The following is an 18,415-nucleotide window of genomic DNA, read 5'->3' on the forward strand; positions in this document are numbered from 1 at the left end:
GTCGTGACTGCGGATGCCGGATGAAGAGAGGCTTGTCGACTACCTCAAGCGTGTGGCGACCGATCTGCACGACACGCGGCGGCGCCTGCGCGAGGTGGAGGAGCGGGCCCAGGAGCCCATTGCCATCACCGCGATGACCTGCCGGTTCCCCGGCGGGGTGGATTCGCCCGAGGCGTTGTGGGACCTGGTGGCCTCCGGTGTGGACGCCGTCGGGCCGTTCCCCGCCGACCGCGGCTGGGACCTGGACGGCCTGTACCACCCCGACCCCGACCACCCGGGCACCACGTATACGCGCGAGGGCGGGTTTCTGCGCGACGCCGACAAGTTCGACGCGGGCTTCTTCGAGATCAGCCCCCGCGAGGCGCTGGCCACCGACCCACAGCAGCGCGTACTGCTGGAGGTGGCCTGGGAGCTGTTCGAGCGGGCCGGTATCGACGCCACGGGCCTGCGGTCCAGCCGGACCGGTGTCTTCGTCGGGGCCGCCACCATCGGCTCGGCCACATCGGGTGTCCCCGTCCGCAAGGAGACCGAGGGGTACGCGGGCGTCGCCCCCAGCATGCTGTCGGGCCGGCTGTCGTACACCTTCGGCCTCGAGGGCCCCGCGCTGACGGTGGAGACGGCCTGCTCCGCGTCGCTGGTGGCGATGCATCTGGGCATTCAGGCGCTGCGGCAGGGCGAGTGCGAACTCGCGGTGGCCGGTGGCGTGACCATCATGGCCTCGCCCGCGGTGTTCACCGGCTTCGCCCGCCAGCGCGGTCTGGCGCCGAACGGACGCTGCAAGCCGTTCGCCGCGGCCGCCGACGGCACGGGCTGGGGCGAGGGCGCCGGTCTGATCCTGCTGGAGCGGCTGTCGGACGCCCGCCGCAACGGCCATCAGGTGCTCGCCGTCATCCGGGGCTCGGCCGTCAACCAGGACGGCGCGAGCAATGGCATCACCGCGCCCAACGGCCCTTCCCAGCAGCGCGTCATCCGCCAGGCGCTGGTCAACGCCCGCCTGTCGTCCGCCGAGGTGGACGTGGTGGAGGCACACGGGACGGGCACCCGGCTCGGCGACCCGATCGAGGCGGACGCGCTGCACGCGACGTACGGGCGGCAGCGGCCGGCCGACCGGCCGCTGCTGCTGGGCTCGCTCAAGTCGAACATCGGCCACACCCAGGCCGCGGCGGGGGCGGCGGGCGTCATCAAGACGGTGATGGCGATGCGCCACGGGACGATCCCCGCGACGCTGCACATCGACGAGCCGACGCCACATGTGGACTGGAGCTCGGGGGCCATCCGCCTGGTGACCGAGCCGGTCGACTGGCCGGAGACGGACCACCCGCGCCGGGCCGGGGTGTCCTCGTTCGGCGTGTCCGGGACCAACGCACATGTGATCATCGAGCAGGCACCCGACGCGGCCGAAACCACCCCGGCCGGCCCCGCCCCGGAGAGCCAGGAGGGCGCCCCGGAGGCGAACCGAGCCGCAATAAGAGGCACCGTGGTGCCGTGGGTGCTGTCCGCGCGGGGCGAGGCGGCGCTGGCGGAGCAGGCGCGGCGGCTGGCCGAGGCGGTGGAGCGCGATCCGGCCGCCGAGGTGGCGGACGTGGGCTGGTCGCTGGCGACGGCGCGGGCCCGGTTCGAGCACCGGGCCGTGGTGGTCGGCACGGACCGGTCGGCGCTGCTGGGCGGTCTGGCCAAGCTGGCCGCCGACGAGCCCGATCCCGCGGTGGTCACCGGCGCGGCGGGCCCGACGGGCGTCGGCCCGGTGTTCGTCTTCCCCGGCCAGGGGGCGCAGTGGCCGGGCATGGCGCGTGAACTCCTCGACTGCTCCCCGGTCTTCGCCGCCCGGATCGCCGAGTGCGAGCGGGCCCTGGCGCCGTACGTGGACTGGTCGCTGACCGCCGTGCTGCGCGGCACGGACGGTGCGACGGACCCCAAGCGGGACGATGTCGTCCAGCCCGTGCTGTGGGCCGTACACGTCTCGCTGGCCACGCTGTGGCAGAGCTTCGGCATCACCCCGGCGGCCGTCGTCGGGCACTCCCAGGGCGAGGTCGCCGCCGCGTGTGTCGCCGGGGCCCTCACCCTGGACGACGCCGCCAGGATCATCGCCCTGCGGGTCCAGGCCCTGCGCCCGCTGATCGGCCACGGCGCCATGGCCTCCCTCACGCTGAGCGCCGAGGACACCGCCCGGCTCATCGGCGACCTCGGCCCGGCGGCCGGGGACGTGGCCGTCGCCGCCGTCAACGGCCCGCGGGCCACGGTCGTCTCCGGCTCCCCGCGGCCTCTGGCCGCCGTGCTGGCGGCGGCGGAGGAGCGCGGCGCGCGCACTCGGACCATCGACGTGGCGTACGCCTCCCACGGCCCGCACGTGGACCGCATCCACGACGACGTCGTCTCGGCGCTGGGTGAGGTGTCCCCGGTCGAGTCCGAGATCGCGTTCTACTCCACCATGACCGCGGAACGCCTGAACACCGCGGGGCTCGACACCGAGTACTGGTTCGACAACCTCCGCCGGCCGGTGCGTTTCGCCGAGGCCGTGGACCGGCTGCTGGCCGACGGATACCGGGTGTTCATCCAGTGCAATCCGCACCCCATCCTGTCCACGAGCCTGCAGGAGACCTTCGAGGAGTCCGGCGTCCCCGCCACCTCCCTCGCCACCCTCCGCCGCGACCACGGCGGCGCGCACCAGCTGGCCCTCGCGCTCGCCGAGGCGCACGCCGCGGGTCTCGGGGTCGACTGGCGCCCCTGGTTCGCGGGCGACGGCGTCCCCCGCACGGTCGAGCTGCCCACCTATCCCTTCCAGCGCCGCCGTTACTGGATACCGTTCGGCGGAAAGGGCACCGGCGACATGTCCGCCGCCGGTCTGCGCGCGGTGGAACATCCGCTGCTGGCCGCCGCGGTGAGCCTGCCCGACGGCGGCATGGTGCTGACCGGGCGCCTTCCGGCCACGGGCGACGGCTGGCTCGCCGACCATGTCGTCGGCGGCACCGCGCTGCTGCCCGGGGCGGCCCTGGTCGAGTGGGCGCTGCAGGCCGCGCACGAGGCGGGCTGCGCCGCGGTGGAGGAGCTGGCCCTGCGGATCCCGCTCGTGCTGCCCGCCTCGGGGGCCCTGCGCATTCGTGTCGCCGTGGGGCCCGCCGACGACGACGGCAGGCGGACCGTGGATGTGCACTCGCGCCCCGACGAGCTGGACACGGAGGCGCCCGACGGGTGGGTGTGCCACGCCATGGGCACGCTCGCGCCCGAGGACGCCGCGGACCCGGCCGCCCCGCCGGACACCGCGGCGGCGCCCTGGCCACCGCGGGCGGCGGAGCCGCTGGACGTCGCGGACTTCTACGAACGGGCCGCGGACGGCGGCTACGGCTACGGCCCCGCGTTCCGCGGTCTGACCGCGGCGTGGCGGGACGGCGCCGATCTGCTCGCCGAGATCGCGCTGCCCGAGGCGGCCGGCGAAGGCCCCGACCGGTTCGGCATCCACCCGGCGCTGCTGGACGCGGCCCTGCACCCGACGCTCCTGGACGGCGGCCGTCAGGGCGCGTCGCGGGACGGTCAGGTGTGGCTGCCGTTCGCCTGGAGCGGCGTGTCGCTGTGGGCCACGGGGGCGCGCCGCGTACGGGTGCGCGTATCCCCGCTGGAAGGCGGGCGGCGGATCTCGCTGACCGACGAGACCGGCGCGCCGGTCCTGGACGCCGAGTCGGTCTCCGTACGCCCCACCGGCGTCGCCGAGCTGCGCGCCATCGGCGAGCGCGCGGCCGAGGGCCTGTTCGTCGTGGACTGGGTGCCCGCGCGTGGCGGGACGGGCGACGCGCCGGCGCTGCCGGACGACGGCTGGGCGATCATGGGCGACGGCTGGGGAGCAGCGGGCGACGGTGGCGTACTCGCCGGGGTGGCGGCCCACGCCGACCTCGGCGCGCTGCTCGCCGCGGTGGACGACGGGACCCCGGTGCCGACGGTCGTCCTCCACCCGGTGACAGCGCCTGCCGCCCCCGACGGCGGCCTGGCCGCCGTCGGGGGCGTGCTGAGCCTCGTCCAGGGGTGGCTGGCGGAGCCGCGGTTGGCGGACTCCCGGCTGGTCCTGGTCACCTCGGGCGCCGTGTCGGCCGGCGACGACGAGGGGTCGGTGGATCCGGGCGGCGCGGCCGTGTGGGGTCTGGTCCGTTCGGTCCAGGCCGAGCACCCGGGCCGGTTCACCCTGGTCGACACGGCCGGTGCGGCGGACGGGGACCGGCTCCTGGCCGAGGCGGTGCGCCGGTCTCTCGACGCCGACGAGCCGCAGGTGGTCGTGCGCGCGGCCGGAGCGCTGGTGCCGCGCCTGGTGCGCACCTCTCCGTCGGCCGAGGACGAGGCCCCGGAGCTGTCCGGTGGCACGGTGGTGGTGTCGGGCGGGACGGGGGTGCTGGGCGGTGAGGTCGCCGAACACCTGGTGCGTACGCATGGGGTGGAGCGTGTGCTGCTCCTGTCCCGGCGCGGCGCCCAGGCGCCCGGCGCGGCCGAACTCGTGCGGCGGCTGGTCGACTTGGGGGCCGAGGCGGAGGTGGCGGCGGTCGACGTGGCCGACCGCGCCGCGCTGGCCGAGGTGCTGGCGGCGGTCCCCGAGGACCACCCGCTGGTGGGTGTGGTGCACGCCGCCGGTGTGATCGACGACGCCCTGGTGGAGTCCTGGGACACCGGCCGGCTCGCCCGCGTCTGGACCCCCAAGGCCCTCGGCGCGTGGAACCTGCACACTCTCACCCGTGATCTGCCGCTGCGGCTGTTCATGGTGTTCTCCTCGGCCGCCGGCGTCGTCGGCAACTCCGGCCAGGCCGGATACGCCGCCGCCAACGCGTACACCGACGCCCTGATCGCCGACCGCCGCGCGGCCGGGCTGCCCGGCACCTCGATCGCGTGGACCCTGTGGCAGCAGACCTCGGCCATGACCGAGCACCTGACCGAGGCCGATCTGACCCGTCTGGGCACCCTCGGCATGCGTCCCCTCGCCACGTCCCGTGGCCTCGGGCTCCTCGACGCGGCGCTCCATGTCGCCCACCCGCTGGTGGTGGCCGCCGACCTCGACGCCACCCGGCTCGGCCCCGACGCCCCCGCCATGCTGCGCGCCCTGGCCAGGCCGGCCCGCCGCCGCGCCATGGAACACCACGCCACCGGCCCCAAGCTGGCGGGCCGGCTGGCCGGTCTCGACGACACCGCCCGGCGCGATCTGGTGCTCCATACGGTGCGCCAGATGGTCATGGTGGTGCTGGGCCACTCCTCGGACGCGGCGATCCGCGCCGAGGCCGCGTTCAAGGAGCTGGGCTTCGACTCGCTGACCGCCGTCGAGCTGCGCAACCGCCTGGCAGGCGCCACCGGGCTGCGGCTGCCCGCCACCCTGGTCTTCGACTATCCCACCCCCCAGGCCCTCGCCGACCACCTGTTGGAGCGGCTGACCGCCACCGCCGCGCCCGCGCCCCGCGGTGCCGCGCCGTCCAGGGCCCGGGCCGCCGACGAGCCGGTCGCGGTGGTGGCGATGGCGTGCCGCTTCCCCGGTGGCGTGAGCTCGCCCGAGGGGCTGTGGGACCTGGTCGCGGCGGGACAGCACGTACTCGGGCCCTTCCCCACCAACCGCGGCTGGGACCTGGCCAACCTGTTCCACCCCGACCCGGAACACCCGGGCACGACCTACGCCTCCCAGGGCGCGTTCGTCTACGACGCCGACGGCTTCGACGCCGCGTTCTTCGGCATCAACCCCCGCGAGGCCCAGGCCATGGACCCCCAGCAGCGCGTCCTGCTGGAGACCGCCTGGGAGCTCCTGGAGCGCGGGGGTATCGACCCGCACACCCTCAAGGACAGCCTGACCGGCGTCTACACCGGCGTCATGTACCACGACTACGGCAGTGGTCTGCCCGCCGGGGACCCCCGGCTGGACGGCTACGGCAATCTCGCCGGCACCAGCAGCATCATCTCCGGCCGGGTGGCCTACACCCTCGGCCTCCAGGGCCCGGCGGTCACCGTGGACACCGCCTGCTCGTCGTCGCTGGTCACCATGCATCTGGCCGCCCAGGCGCTGCGGCAGGGCGAATGCGATCTGGCGCTGGCGGGCGGGGTGACGGTACTGGCCACCCCCGATGTGTTCACCGGCTTCTCGCGGCAGCGCGGGCTGGCCCCCGACGGGCGGTGCAAGCCGTTCGCCGCCGCCGCCGACGGCACGGGCTTCGGTGAGGGCGTCGGCCTGGTGCTGCTGGAGCGGCTGTCGGACGCCCGGCGCAACGGGCGGGTCATCCTGGCCGTCATCCGGGGTTCGGCGGTCAACCAGGACGGCGCGAGCAATGGGCTGACCGCCCCCAACGGCCCCTCCCAGCAGCGGGTCATCCGCCACGCCCTGGCCGGCGCGGGGCTCACCCCGGCGGATGTGGACGCCGTGGAAGCCCATGGCACGGGTACGACGCTGGGCGACCCCATCGAGGCCCAGGCGCTGCTGGCCACCTACGGCCAGGACCGCCCCGACGACCGGCCACTGTGGCTGGGTTCTGTGAAATCGAACATCGGGCACACCCAGGCCGCCGCCGGTGTCGCGGGCGCCATCAAGATGATCATGGCGATGCGCCACGGACGGCTGCCCGCCAGCCTCCACATCGACGAACCCAGCCCGCACATCGACTGGACCAGCGGAAACGTCCAACTCCTCACCGAGGCCACCGACTGGCCCGAGACCGGCCGCCCCCGCCGCGCCGCCGTCTCCTCCTTCGGCGCCTCCGGCACCAACGCCCACCTCATCCTCGAACAAGCGCCGCACACACACCAGCCGGTGGCCGACACTCCCCCGCCCGGCATCGTCCCCTGGCCGCTGTCCGCCCGGAGCGATGACGCCCTGCGCGCCCAGGCCACGGCGCTCGCCGAGCGGCTACGAGCCGATGGCCGGCCCGCCGAGCCCCTGTCGGTCCCGGGCGTCGGGCGGGCCTTGGCCGCGACGCGTTCGGTGTTCGAACGACGGGCGGTCATCGTCGGCAGCGACCAGCAGGAGATGACGGCCGCCCTGGACGCCCTGGCCGAGGGGCGCCCCCACCCCGGGCTGATCACCGCCGCGCCAGGCGCCACGCCCACATCAGGCCGGACCGTATGGCTGTTCTCCGGACAGGGCAGCCAGCGCCCCGGCATGGGCGCCGACCTGCACGGGCGATTCCCGGTCTTCGCCGAGGCCTTCGACGAAGTATGCGCGCTGCTCGATCCGCACCTGGACCACCCGCTGCGGGACATCGTCTTCGCCACCGGCGACGAGACCGCCGACCTCATCCACCACACCACCTACACCCAGGCCGGTCTTTTCGCGGTGCAGGTGGCACTGGCCCGGCTGCTGAAGGAGTGCGGTGTGCGGCCGGATGCGGTGATCGGCCACTCGATCGGCGAGATCACCGCCGCCCATATCGCCGGAGTCTTCTCCCTCGAAGACGCCTGCCGCCTGGTCGCCGCCCGCGCCACCCTCCTGGGCAGTCTGCCCCCCGGCGGCGCCATGACCGCCCTCGAAGCCACCGCCGAGGAGGCCGCCGAAGCCCTCGCCCCCTACGACGGCCAGGTCGCCATCGCCGCCCTCAACGCCCCCACCAGCACCGTCATCTCCGGCCCACTGGACCTGGTGACCAAGATCGGCACGGCGTGGAAGGAACGCGGACGCAGGACCAAGGCGCTGACCGTCAGCCACGCCTTCCACTCCCCCCTGGTCGAACCGGTCCTGGACGACTTCCGCGACGCCGTCGCCGAGCTGACGTACCACCAGCCCAGCGTCTCCCTCATCAGCAACGTCACCGGCGAACCGGCCGACGAGACCATCACCACCCCCGACTACTGGGTGCGCCACATCCGCCAACCCGTCCGCTTCCACCCCGCCATCACACACATCGCCCCGCACACCGCCGCCTTCCTCGAAGTCGGCCCCGACGCCGTCCTCGTCCCCGCAGCCCAGGACGCCCTCGACGCGCTGGACGACCTGCCCGCACACCCACCCCTGCTGATCCCGACCCTGACCCGCGGCCAGCCCGACATCCGCGCCCTGGCCCATGCCCTGGCCCGGCTGCACACCCACGCCCCCGTCGACTGGGCCCCCTGGTACCCCGCCGGCCCCACGCCCCCTGGCGTCGACCTGCCCACCTACCCCTTCCAGCGCCGGCCCTACTGGCTGACCCCGACCCACGCGGGGCCGGCCACCCCCGGCGCCGCCTCGCTCACCCACCCCCTCCTCGCCGCCACCGCGCCGCTCGCCGACGGCGGCATCCTCCTGACCGGGCAGGTGCCCGCCGCCGGCCACGAGGGCTGGCTCAGCGAGCACACCATCGCCGGCGCGGTCCTCCTGCCCGCCACCGCCCTCCTCGACATCGCCCTGCACGCCGCGGACCACGCCGCCACCCCCCACATCGACGAACTCCTCCTCCAACAGCCCCTCACGCTCGACCCCACGCACCCGCTCTCACTCCAGGTCATCGTCAGTCCACCCGACGACACCGGTCACCGCACCCTGGACATCTACGCCCGCTCGCAGTCCGGCCCCACGGCGGAGTGGACCCACCACGCCGCCGCCACCCTCACCGACGAGCCCACGGCCGCGCCGCCCCGGGACGGAGCGGAGGCGGCCTGGCCACCCCCGGGAGCCGAACCCGTCGACATCACCGGCTTCTACGACCGCGCCGCCGCGGGCGGCTACCACTACGGACCCAGCTACCAGGGCCTGCGGGCCGTCTGGCGCCACGGCGACGACCTCCTCGCGGACATCGAGCTCCCCGCCGCCGACGCCACCGACCCCACCGCCGATCCCCTCGCCCTCCACCCCGCCCTCCTCGACGCCGCGCTCCACCCGCTCCTCGCCACCGCCGACAACCCGGCCGGCGAGATCTGGCTCCCCTTCAGCTGGGGCGGTGTCACCCTGCACGCCACCGGCGCCACGCGGGCCCGCGTCCGGATCACCCGCCGTGGCGACAGCGAGCTCGGCCTGGCCCTCCTGGACACCACCGGGCGGCCCGTTCTGACCGCCGACACCATCACCACCCGGCCCATCGACACCGCGCGCCTGCGGACCAGCGGGCCGAACGACGGTCTGTACCAGGTGCGGTGGATCGCGCTCCCGATCCCGGCGGAGCCGCCGACGGCCGAAGCGGACGGCTGGGCGGTGCTCGGGGACGGCCGGCTCGACGAGGCGGTGCCGTCGCTGTCCCGGTATCCGGATGTCGCCGCGCTGATCGCGGCCATGGACGACGGCGCGCCCGTGCCGCAGACCGTCCTGACCGGCCCGGCACCCGCCGAGGGCGGCAGCGACGGCGACGGCTCCGATGTGGTGGCGCGGGTTCTGACGACGGCGCAGGAGTGGCTGGCCGAGCCGCGGCTCGCCGGCTCCCGGCTGGTGGTCGTCACCCATGACGCCGCCGCCGTGGCGCAGGACACCCCCGCCGGCCCGGAGGGCGGCGCCGTGGATCCGGTGGCCGCGGGCGTATGGGGGCTGGTCCGCAGCGCCGAGGCGGAGCACCCCGGCCGGTTCGCGCTGCTCGACCTCAGCGGCCGCGACGCCGGTCCGGCACCGGATGTCGTGGGGGTGCTGGGCGCGGCCCTCGCCGCGGACGAGTGGCAGGTGGCCGTGCGCGGCGGGGCGGCGTGGGTGCCGCGGCTGACGGCCGCGGACGCGACCGCCGACATCGTGCTGCCCGTGACCTCGTCCGCCTGGCAACTCGTCATGGCGGACGAGCACGCCGGAACGGTCGACGGGGTGGCGCCGGAGGAGTGCCCCGAGGTGCTGGAGCCGCTGGCGCCCGGGCAGGTGCGCATCGCGGTCCGCGCCGCGGGCGTCAACTTCCGCGATGTGATGGTGACCCTGGGCGTCGTGCCCGACCGGCGCGGGCTGGGCGGCGAGGGCGCGGGCGTGGTGCTGGAGGTGGCCGGGGACGTCACGTCGGTGGCCGTCGGCGACCGCGTCATGGGCCTGTTCCAGGGCTCGTTCGGGCCCGTGGCCCTCGCCGACGCGCGCGCCGTCGTCCCGATCCCGCCGGGCTGGACCGACCGGCAGGCCGCGGCCGTGCCCATCGCGTATCTGACCGCCTGGTACGGACTGGTGGACCTCGCGGGCCTCAGGGCGGGCGAGTCGGTGCTCATCCATGCCGCCACGGGCGGCGTGGGCACGGCGGCCGTGCAGATCGCCCGCCACCTGGGTGCCGAGGTGTACGCCACGGCCAGCCCCGGCAAACACGCCGCGCTGGGGGCCATGGGCATCGACGAGCCCCACCGCGCCTCCTCCCGCGACCTCGACTTCGAGGAAGCCTTCCGCACCGCCACCGGGCCCGAGGGCATGGACGTGGTGCTTGACTGCCTGGCGGGCGAGTTCGTGGACGCCTCGCTGCGGCTGCTGGGCCCCGGTGGCCGGTTCATCGAGATGGGCAAGACCGACATCCGCGACCCCGAGCAGATCGCCGACGCCCATCCCGGCGTCCACTACCGCGCGTACGACCTGGTCTCCGACGCCGGCCCCGACCGGATCTCGGAGATGCTGGACACGCTCGCCGACCTCTTCGCGCGGGGCGTCCTGGCGCCGCCCCCGGTGCAGGCGTGGCCGCTGGCCAGGGCCCGCCAGGCGCTGCGCCACATGAGCCAGGCCAAACACACCGGCAAGATCGTCCTGGACATTCCCCCCGCCCTCGACCCCGACGGCACCGTCCTGATCACCGGCGGCACCGGCACCCTCGGCGCCCTGACAGCCGAACACCTCGTCACCACCCACCACATCACCCACCTCCACCTCCTCAGTCGCCGGGGCCCGGACGCCCCCGGCGCAGCCGACCTGACCGCCCGGCTCACCGAGCTCGGCGCCACCGTCCGCATCACCGCCACCGACACCACCGATCCCCAGGCCCTTGGGCAGGCCCTCGACACCATCGACCCCGAGCACCCCCTCACCGCCGTCGTCCACACCGCCGGCACCGTCGAGGACGCCGTGCTCACCTCTCAGACCCCCGACACCCTCCGCCGCGTCTGGGCGGCCAAGGCGACGAGCGCGGCCAACCTCCACCGGGCCACCCAGGACCTCCCCCTGGCCATGTTCGTGATCTTCTCCTCGGCCGCCGGCACCCTCGGCAGCCCCGGGCAGGCCAACTACGCCGCCGCCAACGCCTACTGCGACGCTCTCGCCACCCAAAGGCACCACGCGGGACTGCCCGCCACCTCCATCGCCTGGGGACTGTGGGCCGCCACCAGCGGCATGACCGGAGCGCTCACCGAGGTCGACCACGCCAGGATGAGCCGGTCCGGGATGGTGCCGCTGGCCACCGACCACGCCCTGGCGCTGTTCGACGCGGCACACGCACACGGCATGGCGCGGCTGCTGGCCGCCCAGCTCGACCTGGCGGCGCTGTCCGCCCAGCCCGCCGAGGCGCTGCCGCCGCTGGTCCGTTCGCTCACGAGCGCCGGGGCCCGGGTCGTACGGCGGTCCGTGGCGGCGCCGGTGGCCGACCTGTCCGGCCGACTGGGGTCGATGGGCGCCGACGAACAGCTGGCGCTCCTGCTCGATCTGGTCCGCACCCACGCGGCCACCGTGCTGGGGCACGCGGACCCCGGGGCGGTGGCGATGGACACGCCGTTCAAGGATCTCGGGTTCGACTCGCTGACGGCGGTCGAACTGCGCAACCGGCTCACCATGGCGACGGGGCTGCGGCTGTCCGCCGCGTCGGTGTTCCGCCACCCGACGCCCGCCGCCATGGCCGAGCACCTGCGGGGCGAGCTGTGCCCGGCGGAGGACGACGCGCTGCGGCCCGTGCTGCGGGAGCTGGAGCGGCTGGAGGCGGCGGTGGGCGAGGTGAAGCCGGAGGGCGAGACCGGTGCCCAGCTCGTCAAACGGCTGCAGTCGCTGTTGTGGCGGCTGGGCGACGGCGCCTTGGGGGTCGATCACACCGTCGACGGCGAGGCGCTGGAGTCGGCCTCGGACGACGAGATGTTCGCGCTCATCGACCAGCAACTGGGCTCGTCCTGACCGGCAGCGAGGGAGAAGCCATGTCCACCACCGAAGACAAGCTGCGCCAGTACCTCAAGCGCGTCACCTTCGACCTCGGCCAGGCCAAACAGCGGCTGCGCGAAGCGGAAGAGCGCCACCAGGAGCCCGTCGCGATCACCGCCATGGCCTGCCGCTACCCGGGTGGGGTCACCTCCCCGGAAGCCCTGTGGGAGCTGGTGGCCGACGGCACCGACGCCATCGGCCCCTTCCCCACCAACCGGGTCTGGGACCTCGACCGCCTGTACCACCCCGACCCCGACCACTACGGCACCAGCTATGTGACCGAGGGCGGCTTCCTGCACGACGCCGACCGGTTCGACGCCTCCTTCTTCAACATCAGCCCCCGCGAGGCCCTGGCCATGGACCCCCAGCAGCGCGTCCTGCTGGAGACCGCCTGGGAGCTGCTGGAGCGCGCGCGGATCGACCCCACCAGCCTCAAGGGCTCCGCCACCGGCGTCTACACGGGGGTGTCGAGCCAGGACTACCTGTCGCGGATACCGCGGATCCCCGAGGGGTTCGAGGGCTATACGGCCACGGGCGGACTGACCAGCGTGGTGTCCGGCCGCGTGGCGTACACGCTGGGTCTGGAGGGCCCGGCGGTCACCCTGGACACGGCGTGCTCGGCGTCCCTGGTGGCGATGCACCTCGCCGGGCAGGCGCTGCGGCAGGGCGAGTGCGACCTGGCCCTGGCCGGCGGTGTGACCGTGTTCAGCACTCCCACCGCGTATGTGGAGTTCTCCCGGCAGCGGGGGTTCGCGCCGGACGCCCGCTGCAAGGCGTTCGCCGCGGCCGCGGACGGCACCGGTTTCTCCGAGGGCGTGGGCCTGGTGCTGCTGGAGCGGCTGTCGGACGCCCGGCGCAACGGCCATCGCGTGCTCGCCGTGCTACGCGGCTCGGCGGTCAACCAGGACGGCGCGAGCAACGGGCTGTCCGCGCCCAACGACGCCGCCCAGGAACGTGTGATCCGGCAGGCGCTGGACAGCGCCCGGCTCACCGCCGACCAGGTGGACGCGGTGGAGGCGCACGGCACGGGCACCACGCTCGGCGACCCGATCGAGGCCCAGGCGCTGCTTGCCACCTACGGCCAGGACCGCCCGGCGGACCGGCCGCTGTGGCTGGGGTCGGTGAAGTCGAACATCGGGCACACCCACGCGGCGGCGGGCGTGGCGGGCGTGATCAAGATGGTGATGGCCCTGCGCCACGGCCGGCTGCCCGCCACCTTGCACATCGACGAGCCGACCTCCCATGTGGATTGGGACTCCGGCGCCGTACGGCTGCTGACCGAGCCGGTCGACTGGCCGCGGGGGGACCGTCCGCGCCGGGCCGGTGTGTCCTCGTTCGGCATCTCCGGCACCAACGCCCACGTCATCCTGGAGGAGAACACCCAGCCCGCCGGCACTCCCCCGGACGCGGCCGGCGAACGGCCCGAGGACCGGGTCACGCCGTGGGTGGTCTCGGCGCGCGGCGCGGACGCGCTGCGCGCCCAGGCCGGGCGGCTGCTGGACGCGGCGGCTCTCGACGGCGATCCGGACGCGGTGGGCTGGTCGCTGGCCACCTCGCGCACGGTCTTCGACCACCGGGCCGTGGTCATGGGCCGGGACACCGCGGCGCTGCGGGCGGGCCTGGCCGCGCTGGCGGCCGGGGAGGACCATCCGGCGCTGGTACGGCGCGAGGCGGGGGTGCGGGGCTCCGGGTGGCGGGTGTTCCTCTTCTCCGGGCAGGGCAGCCAGCGGCCGGGCATGGGCGCCGACCTCTACCGGCGCTTCCCGGTCTTCGCCGAGGCCTTCGACGAGGTGTGCGCGCTGCTCGATCCGCAGCTGGCCCACCCGCTGGCCGATGTCGTACTGCGCGGCCGGCCGCGAGCGGACCTGCTGAACCACACCACCTACACCCAGGCCGGGCTGTTCGCCGTGCAGGTCGCACTGGCCCGGCTGCTGAAGACCTGCGGCACCCGCCCGGACGCGGTGATCGGCCACTCCATCGGCGAGATCGCCGCAGCCCACATCGCCGGAGTCTTCTCCCTCCAAGACGCCTGCCACCTCGTCGCCGCCCGAGCCACCCTCCTCGGCAGCCTGCCCCCGGGCGGCGCCATGACCGCTCTCGAAGCCACAGAAGAAGAAACCACCGAAGCCCTCGCCCCGTACGACGGCCAGGTCACCATCGCCGCCCTCAACGCCCCCACCAACACCGTCATCTCCGGACCGGCCGACCTCGTCACCGAAATCGGCACGGCCTGGAAGGAACGCGGACGCCGAACCAAAGCCCTCACCGTCAGCCACGCCTTCCACTCCCCCCTGGTCGAACCGATCCTGGACGACTTCCGCGACGCCATCGCCGGCCTGACCTACCACCAGCCCACCATCCCCCTCATCAGCAACCTCACCGGCGAACCAGCCGGCCAGGACATCACCACCCCCGACTACTGGGTGCGCCACATCCGCCAACCCGTCCACTTCCACCCCGCCGTCACACACATCGCCCCGCACACCGCGGCCTTCCTCGAAGTCGGCCCCGACGCCGTACTGATCCCGGCCGCGCAGAACACCCTCGACGCGCTGGACGGCCTGCCCGCGCACCCTCCCCTGCTGGTCCCGGCCCTGACCGGCAAGCAGCCCGACGTCGAGGGCCTGGCCCACGCGCTCGCCCGGCTGCACACCCTCACCCCCGTCGACTGGCGCCCGTGGTTCACCGACGGTGCCCCGCCGCCGACCGTGGACCTGCCCACCTACCCCTTCCAGGGCGAGCGGTACTGGCTGCCGGACGCCCTGGCGGACGCGCCGCCGGCGGAGGCGGACGAGGAGGAGGTCCGGTTCTGGAGCGCGGTGGAGGCGCAGGACCTCCCGGCGCTGTCCGAGGCGCTGGGCATCGGCGAGGAGGACGGGCGGCGCTCGTCGCTCGGCGCGGTGCTGCCGACGCTGTCGCGCTGGCACCGGGAGCGCCATGAGCGGTCGACCCTGAGCTCCTGGCGCTACCGGGTCGGCTGGCGCCGGCTGCCGGAGCTCGGCCCGGCGGCCACGGCGGGCCCGTGGCTGCTGGTCGTACCCCCCCGGGGCGCCGGGGAGGCCGAGGAGTGGGCCGACGCCTGTGAGCGGGCCCTCACGGCGGACGGCGGTGCGGTGTGGCGGCTGGTGACGGACGGCCGGGCGGAGGTGGCCGGGCTCGCCGCGTCGCTGCGGGTGCTGTGCGACGAGGGCGGGGCCCCGGCGGGGGTGCTGTCCCTGCTGGCGCTGGACGAACGCCCACACGAAGCGTTCCCGGCCGTGATCGGGGGTGTGACGGGCACCCATGTGCTGCTGCGGGCCCTGCTGGAGGCGGGGCTCGACGCGCCCCTGTGGTGCGCCACGCGGGGCGCGGTGGCCGTCGCGGACGGCGAAGGGTCACAGGCGCCCGCGCAGGCCCAGGTGTGGGGGCTCGGCCGGGTGGCCGCGCTGGAGCATCCGGCGGCGTGGGGCGGGCTGGTCGACCTGCCCGCCTCGCCCGAGGACCTCGCCCCCGATCTGCTGCGCGCCGTGCTGGCGGGGCGGGCCGGGGAGGACCAGGTGGCGCTGCGGCCGGCCGGGGCCTTCGGGCGGCGGCTGCTGCCCGCACCACTGAGCGGCCTCGGGGAGGCGCCGGCGCGTGAGTGGACTTCCCGGGACGGTGTGCTGGTCAGCGGCGGGGTCGCCGGGACCGCGGCTCTCGTGGCGCGGTGGCTGGCCGCGGGCGGCACCAAGCGCCTCGTCCTGCTGGCGCCGGACGGCCCGGCCACGCCCGGTGGCGCGGAGCTGGTGGCCGAACTGGCGGAGCTGGGCGCGGAGGCGACGGTGGTGGACGGCGTGCCGTCCGAACCCATGGCGCGGCGGCAGCTGGCCGACCGGCTCGCGGCCTCGGGGCTGCGGGTCCGTACGGTCGTCCACACCGGGGCGCCGAGCGACTGGGCGCCGCTGGCGGAGTTCACGCCGGACGGGCTGGCCGAGGCGGTGTCGAACGCCATGGGGGGAGCCGACCGGCTCGCGGAGCTGTGCGGCCTGGAGCCCGACGATCCGGTGGTGGTCTTCTCGTCCATCGCCGCGGTCTGGGGCGGTGGCGGGCATGGCGCCCGGGCTGCGGCCGACGCGTATCTGGACGCGGTGGCGCGGCGCCGTCAGGCGGCCGGCGGCCATGTCGTCCGGCTGGCGTGGGGCGTGTGGGACGGTTCGGAGGGCCCGGAGGCGGCCGAGCGCGCCGAACGGCTGGGGCTGCCGGCCCTCCCGCCCGAGCTGGCGCTCGCCGCGCTGCGGCGCACCCTCGACGAGGGCGGTCACGGCGGCGAGCAGTGCGACGCCGAGGGCACCCGTGAAGGGCGGGGCGACGCGCACGCGGTGGTCGCGGACATCAACTGGGAGCGTTTCGTCCCGCTGTTCACCATGGCGCGCCCCAGCCGTCTCTTCGACGAGATACCGGCGGCCCGGCGGGCCTGGCAGGCGGCGCTCGACGCCCCGGACGAGGAGGGTTCCGAGAGCCTGACGGCCCTGCGGGAGCGGCTGGCGGCCCAGGCGCCCGAGGCCCGCGCCGGCACGCTGCTGGCGCTGGTGCGCTCCCATGTGGCGGGTGCGCTGCGCTACCCGGCCGCGGAGTCGGTCGACCCGGACCAGCCCTTCAAGGAGCTGGGTTTCGACTCCCTGGCGGCCGTCGAGTTCAAGAACCGGCTGCGCGGCGCCATCGGCCTGAGCCTGCCCGCCACGCTGGTCTTCGACTATCCGACGCCGACCGCGCTGGCCGGCCATCTGGTCACGCAGGTGCTGCCCGAGGAGCCGGAGGCGGAGCCGGTCGCGGCGCACCTGGACGAGATCGAGGCGGCGCTCGCCGCCCTGGACGCGGACGATCCGCGCCGCTCCGGGCTGACGCACCGGCTGCGGGTGCTGCTGTGGCGATACGACGAGGGGCAGGGCGCCGGGGACGGTGGGCCCGAGCCTGCCGAGGCGACGGGCGGGGACGACCTGGAAGCGGCGTCCGCGGACGAGATGTTCGCCCTGATCGACCGGGAGTTCGGGGAGTCCTGAGCAGTGGCCGAGCCCGTCGCCCGCAGTTTCCCGCGCCGCCGGGGCGCGCCCTGGTGGACAGTTCCGCTTTAGGCGGTTCGCCGATCATCTACGGAAAGGGACCTGTTGCGGGCGAAAGGGAGAGTTTCGTGATGACCGCGCGACAATTCTGAGGAGGAGTCATGCAGAACACCCCGATCAACTTTTCCCGGCAGGGCCGCCCCCGTCCCTTCGACCCGCCCGATGAGCTCAAGCGCATGCGGGAGGAGCGGCCGATCTCGCCCATGCGATTCGCGGACGGCCATTGGGGCTGGCTGGCCACCGGGCACTCGGCGGTGCGGGCCATTCTGGGCGACGCCCGGTTCAGCGCCCGGCAGGAGCTGGACACCCGGACGTTCATCCCCTCGGCCTCCGAGTTCATCTCCGGCATGGGAATCAGCAGTCCCGGCATGCTCCCGCTGTTGGACCCCCCGGAACACACCCGGTACCGGCGTCTTTTGATGGCCGAGTTCTCCACTCGGCGGATGAAACGGCTTGAGACGGCGATCGCCGCGATCACGCACGGACGTCTCGACGCGATGGAGGCTTCCGGCCCGCCGGCGGACCTCATGGCCGAGTTCGCCGCGCCCATTCCGTATCTGATGATCTGTGAACTGCTGGGCATCCCCGAGGAAGGCCGGGAGGAACTCCGGCAGGCGATCGACACCCTGTTCGCCCTGGACACCGAGCCGAAGAAGGCGGAGTCGGCCCTGACCGTCACGCTCAGCTTCTTCCCGCCGCTCATCGAGCGCCGCCGCGCGGAACCCACCGACGACCTCTTCAGCGGTCTGGTCAACGGCGGTCAGCTGACGGAGGGGGAGCTGGCCACCATCGGCCTCCTCCTGTTCGCGAGCAGCCTCCACACCACCGCGAACACGCTGTCGCTGGGCACCTTCGCCCTGCTGTGCCACCCCGAACAGATGGAGGCGCTGCGCCGCGACCCGGGTCTTGTCGACACCGCGGTGGAAGAGCTCCTGCGCTATGCGACGGTCGGCCAGTTCGGTCCCGTGCGCACGGCATTGGAGGATGTCGAGGTCGAGGGGACGATGATCAGGAAGGGTCAGTCGGTGACGGTGTCGCTGCCGACGGCCAACCGTGACCCGGCGCGCTTCGAGGACCCCGACACCCTCGACATCACCAGGCCCGTCGGCGGCCATGTCACCTTCGGCCACGGCTTCCACCAGTGCCTGGGCCAGCACTTGGCCCGCACCGAGCTGCGGCAGGCCTTCCCGGCGCTGCTGAACCGCTTCCCGGGCCTGCGGCTGGCCGTTCCGCCGGAGCAGGTCCCGACCAGGGAAGACCTGTACCTCAACGGTGTCCATCAGCTGCCGGTCGCGTGGTGAGCGGGCGGGCGGCGCCGCGACGGTGACACCGCCCCGGGAGGGCGCGCGGGTTCGGACGCGCGCGC

At 74.7% G+C, this 18,415-nt stretch carries 3 protein-coding genes; all 3 read left to right on the top strand.

Annotated elements, in window-relative coordinates:
- The first annotated feature begins 13 nt into the window (after window positions 1–13).
- The 3 genes from ACFZDL_RS24970 (at window position 14) to ACFZDL_RS24980 (ending at window position 18,350) form a co-directional block, all read left to right on the top strand.
- Window positions 14–11,947: an SDR family NAD(P)-dependent oxidoreductase gene (locus ACFZDL_RS24970; RefSeq protein WP_353592711.1), complete on the top strand. Its 11,934-nt coding sequence runs from the start codon at window positions 14–16 to the stop codon at window positions 11,945–11,947.
- A gap of 20 nt (window positions 11,948–11,967) precedes the next feature.
- Complete coding sequence (locus ACFZDL_RS24975) at window positions 11,968–16,989, top strand: type I polyketide synthase (protein ID WP_353592710.1); 5,022 nt, start codon at window positions 11,968–11,970, stop codon at window positions 16,987–16,989.
- 161 nt (window positions 16,990–17,150) lie between these two features.
- A complete protein-coding gene (locus tag ACFZDL_RS24980; RefSeq protein WP_353592709.1) occupies window positions 17,151–18,350 on the top strand; it encodes a cytochrome P450 in 1,200 nt (399 codons plus the stop codon).
- Window positions 18,351–18,415: the final 65 nt, after the last annotated feature.

This window comes from Streptomyces sp. NPDC007917 (assembly GCF_042959105.1).
Classification (GTDB): domain Bacteria; phylum Actinomycetota; class Actinomycetes; order Streptomycetales; family Streptomycetaceae; genus Streptomyces.

Excerpts from the sequence above, each read along its gene's own strand:
- ACFZDL_RS24970 (WP_353592711.1), top strand. The coding sequence starts at position 14 with ATGCCGGATGAAGAGAGGCTTGTCGACTACCTCAAGCGTGTGGCGACC.
- ACFZDL_RS24975 (WP_353592710.1), top strand. The coding sequence starts at position 11,968 with ATGTCCACCACCGAAGACAAGCTGCGCCAGTACCTCAAGCGCGTCACC.
- ACFZDL_RS24980 (WP_353592709.1), top strand. The coding sequence starts at position 17,151 with ATGCAGAACACCCCGATCAACTTTTCCCGGCAGGGCCGCCCCCGTCCC.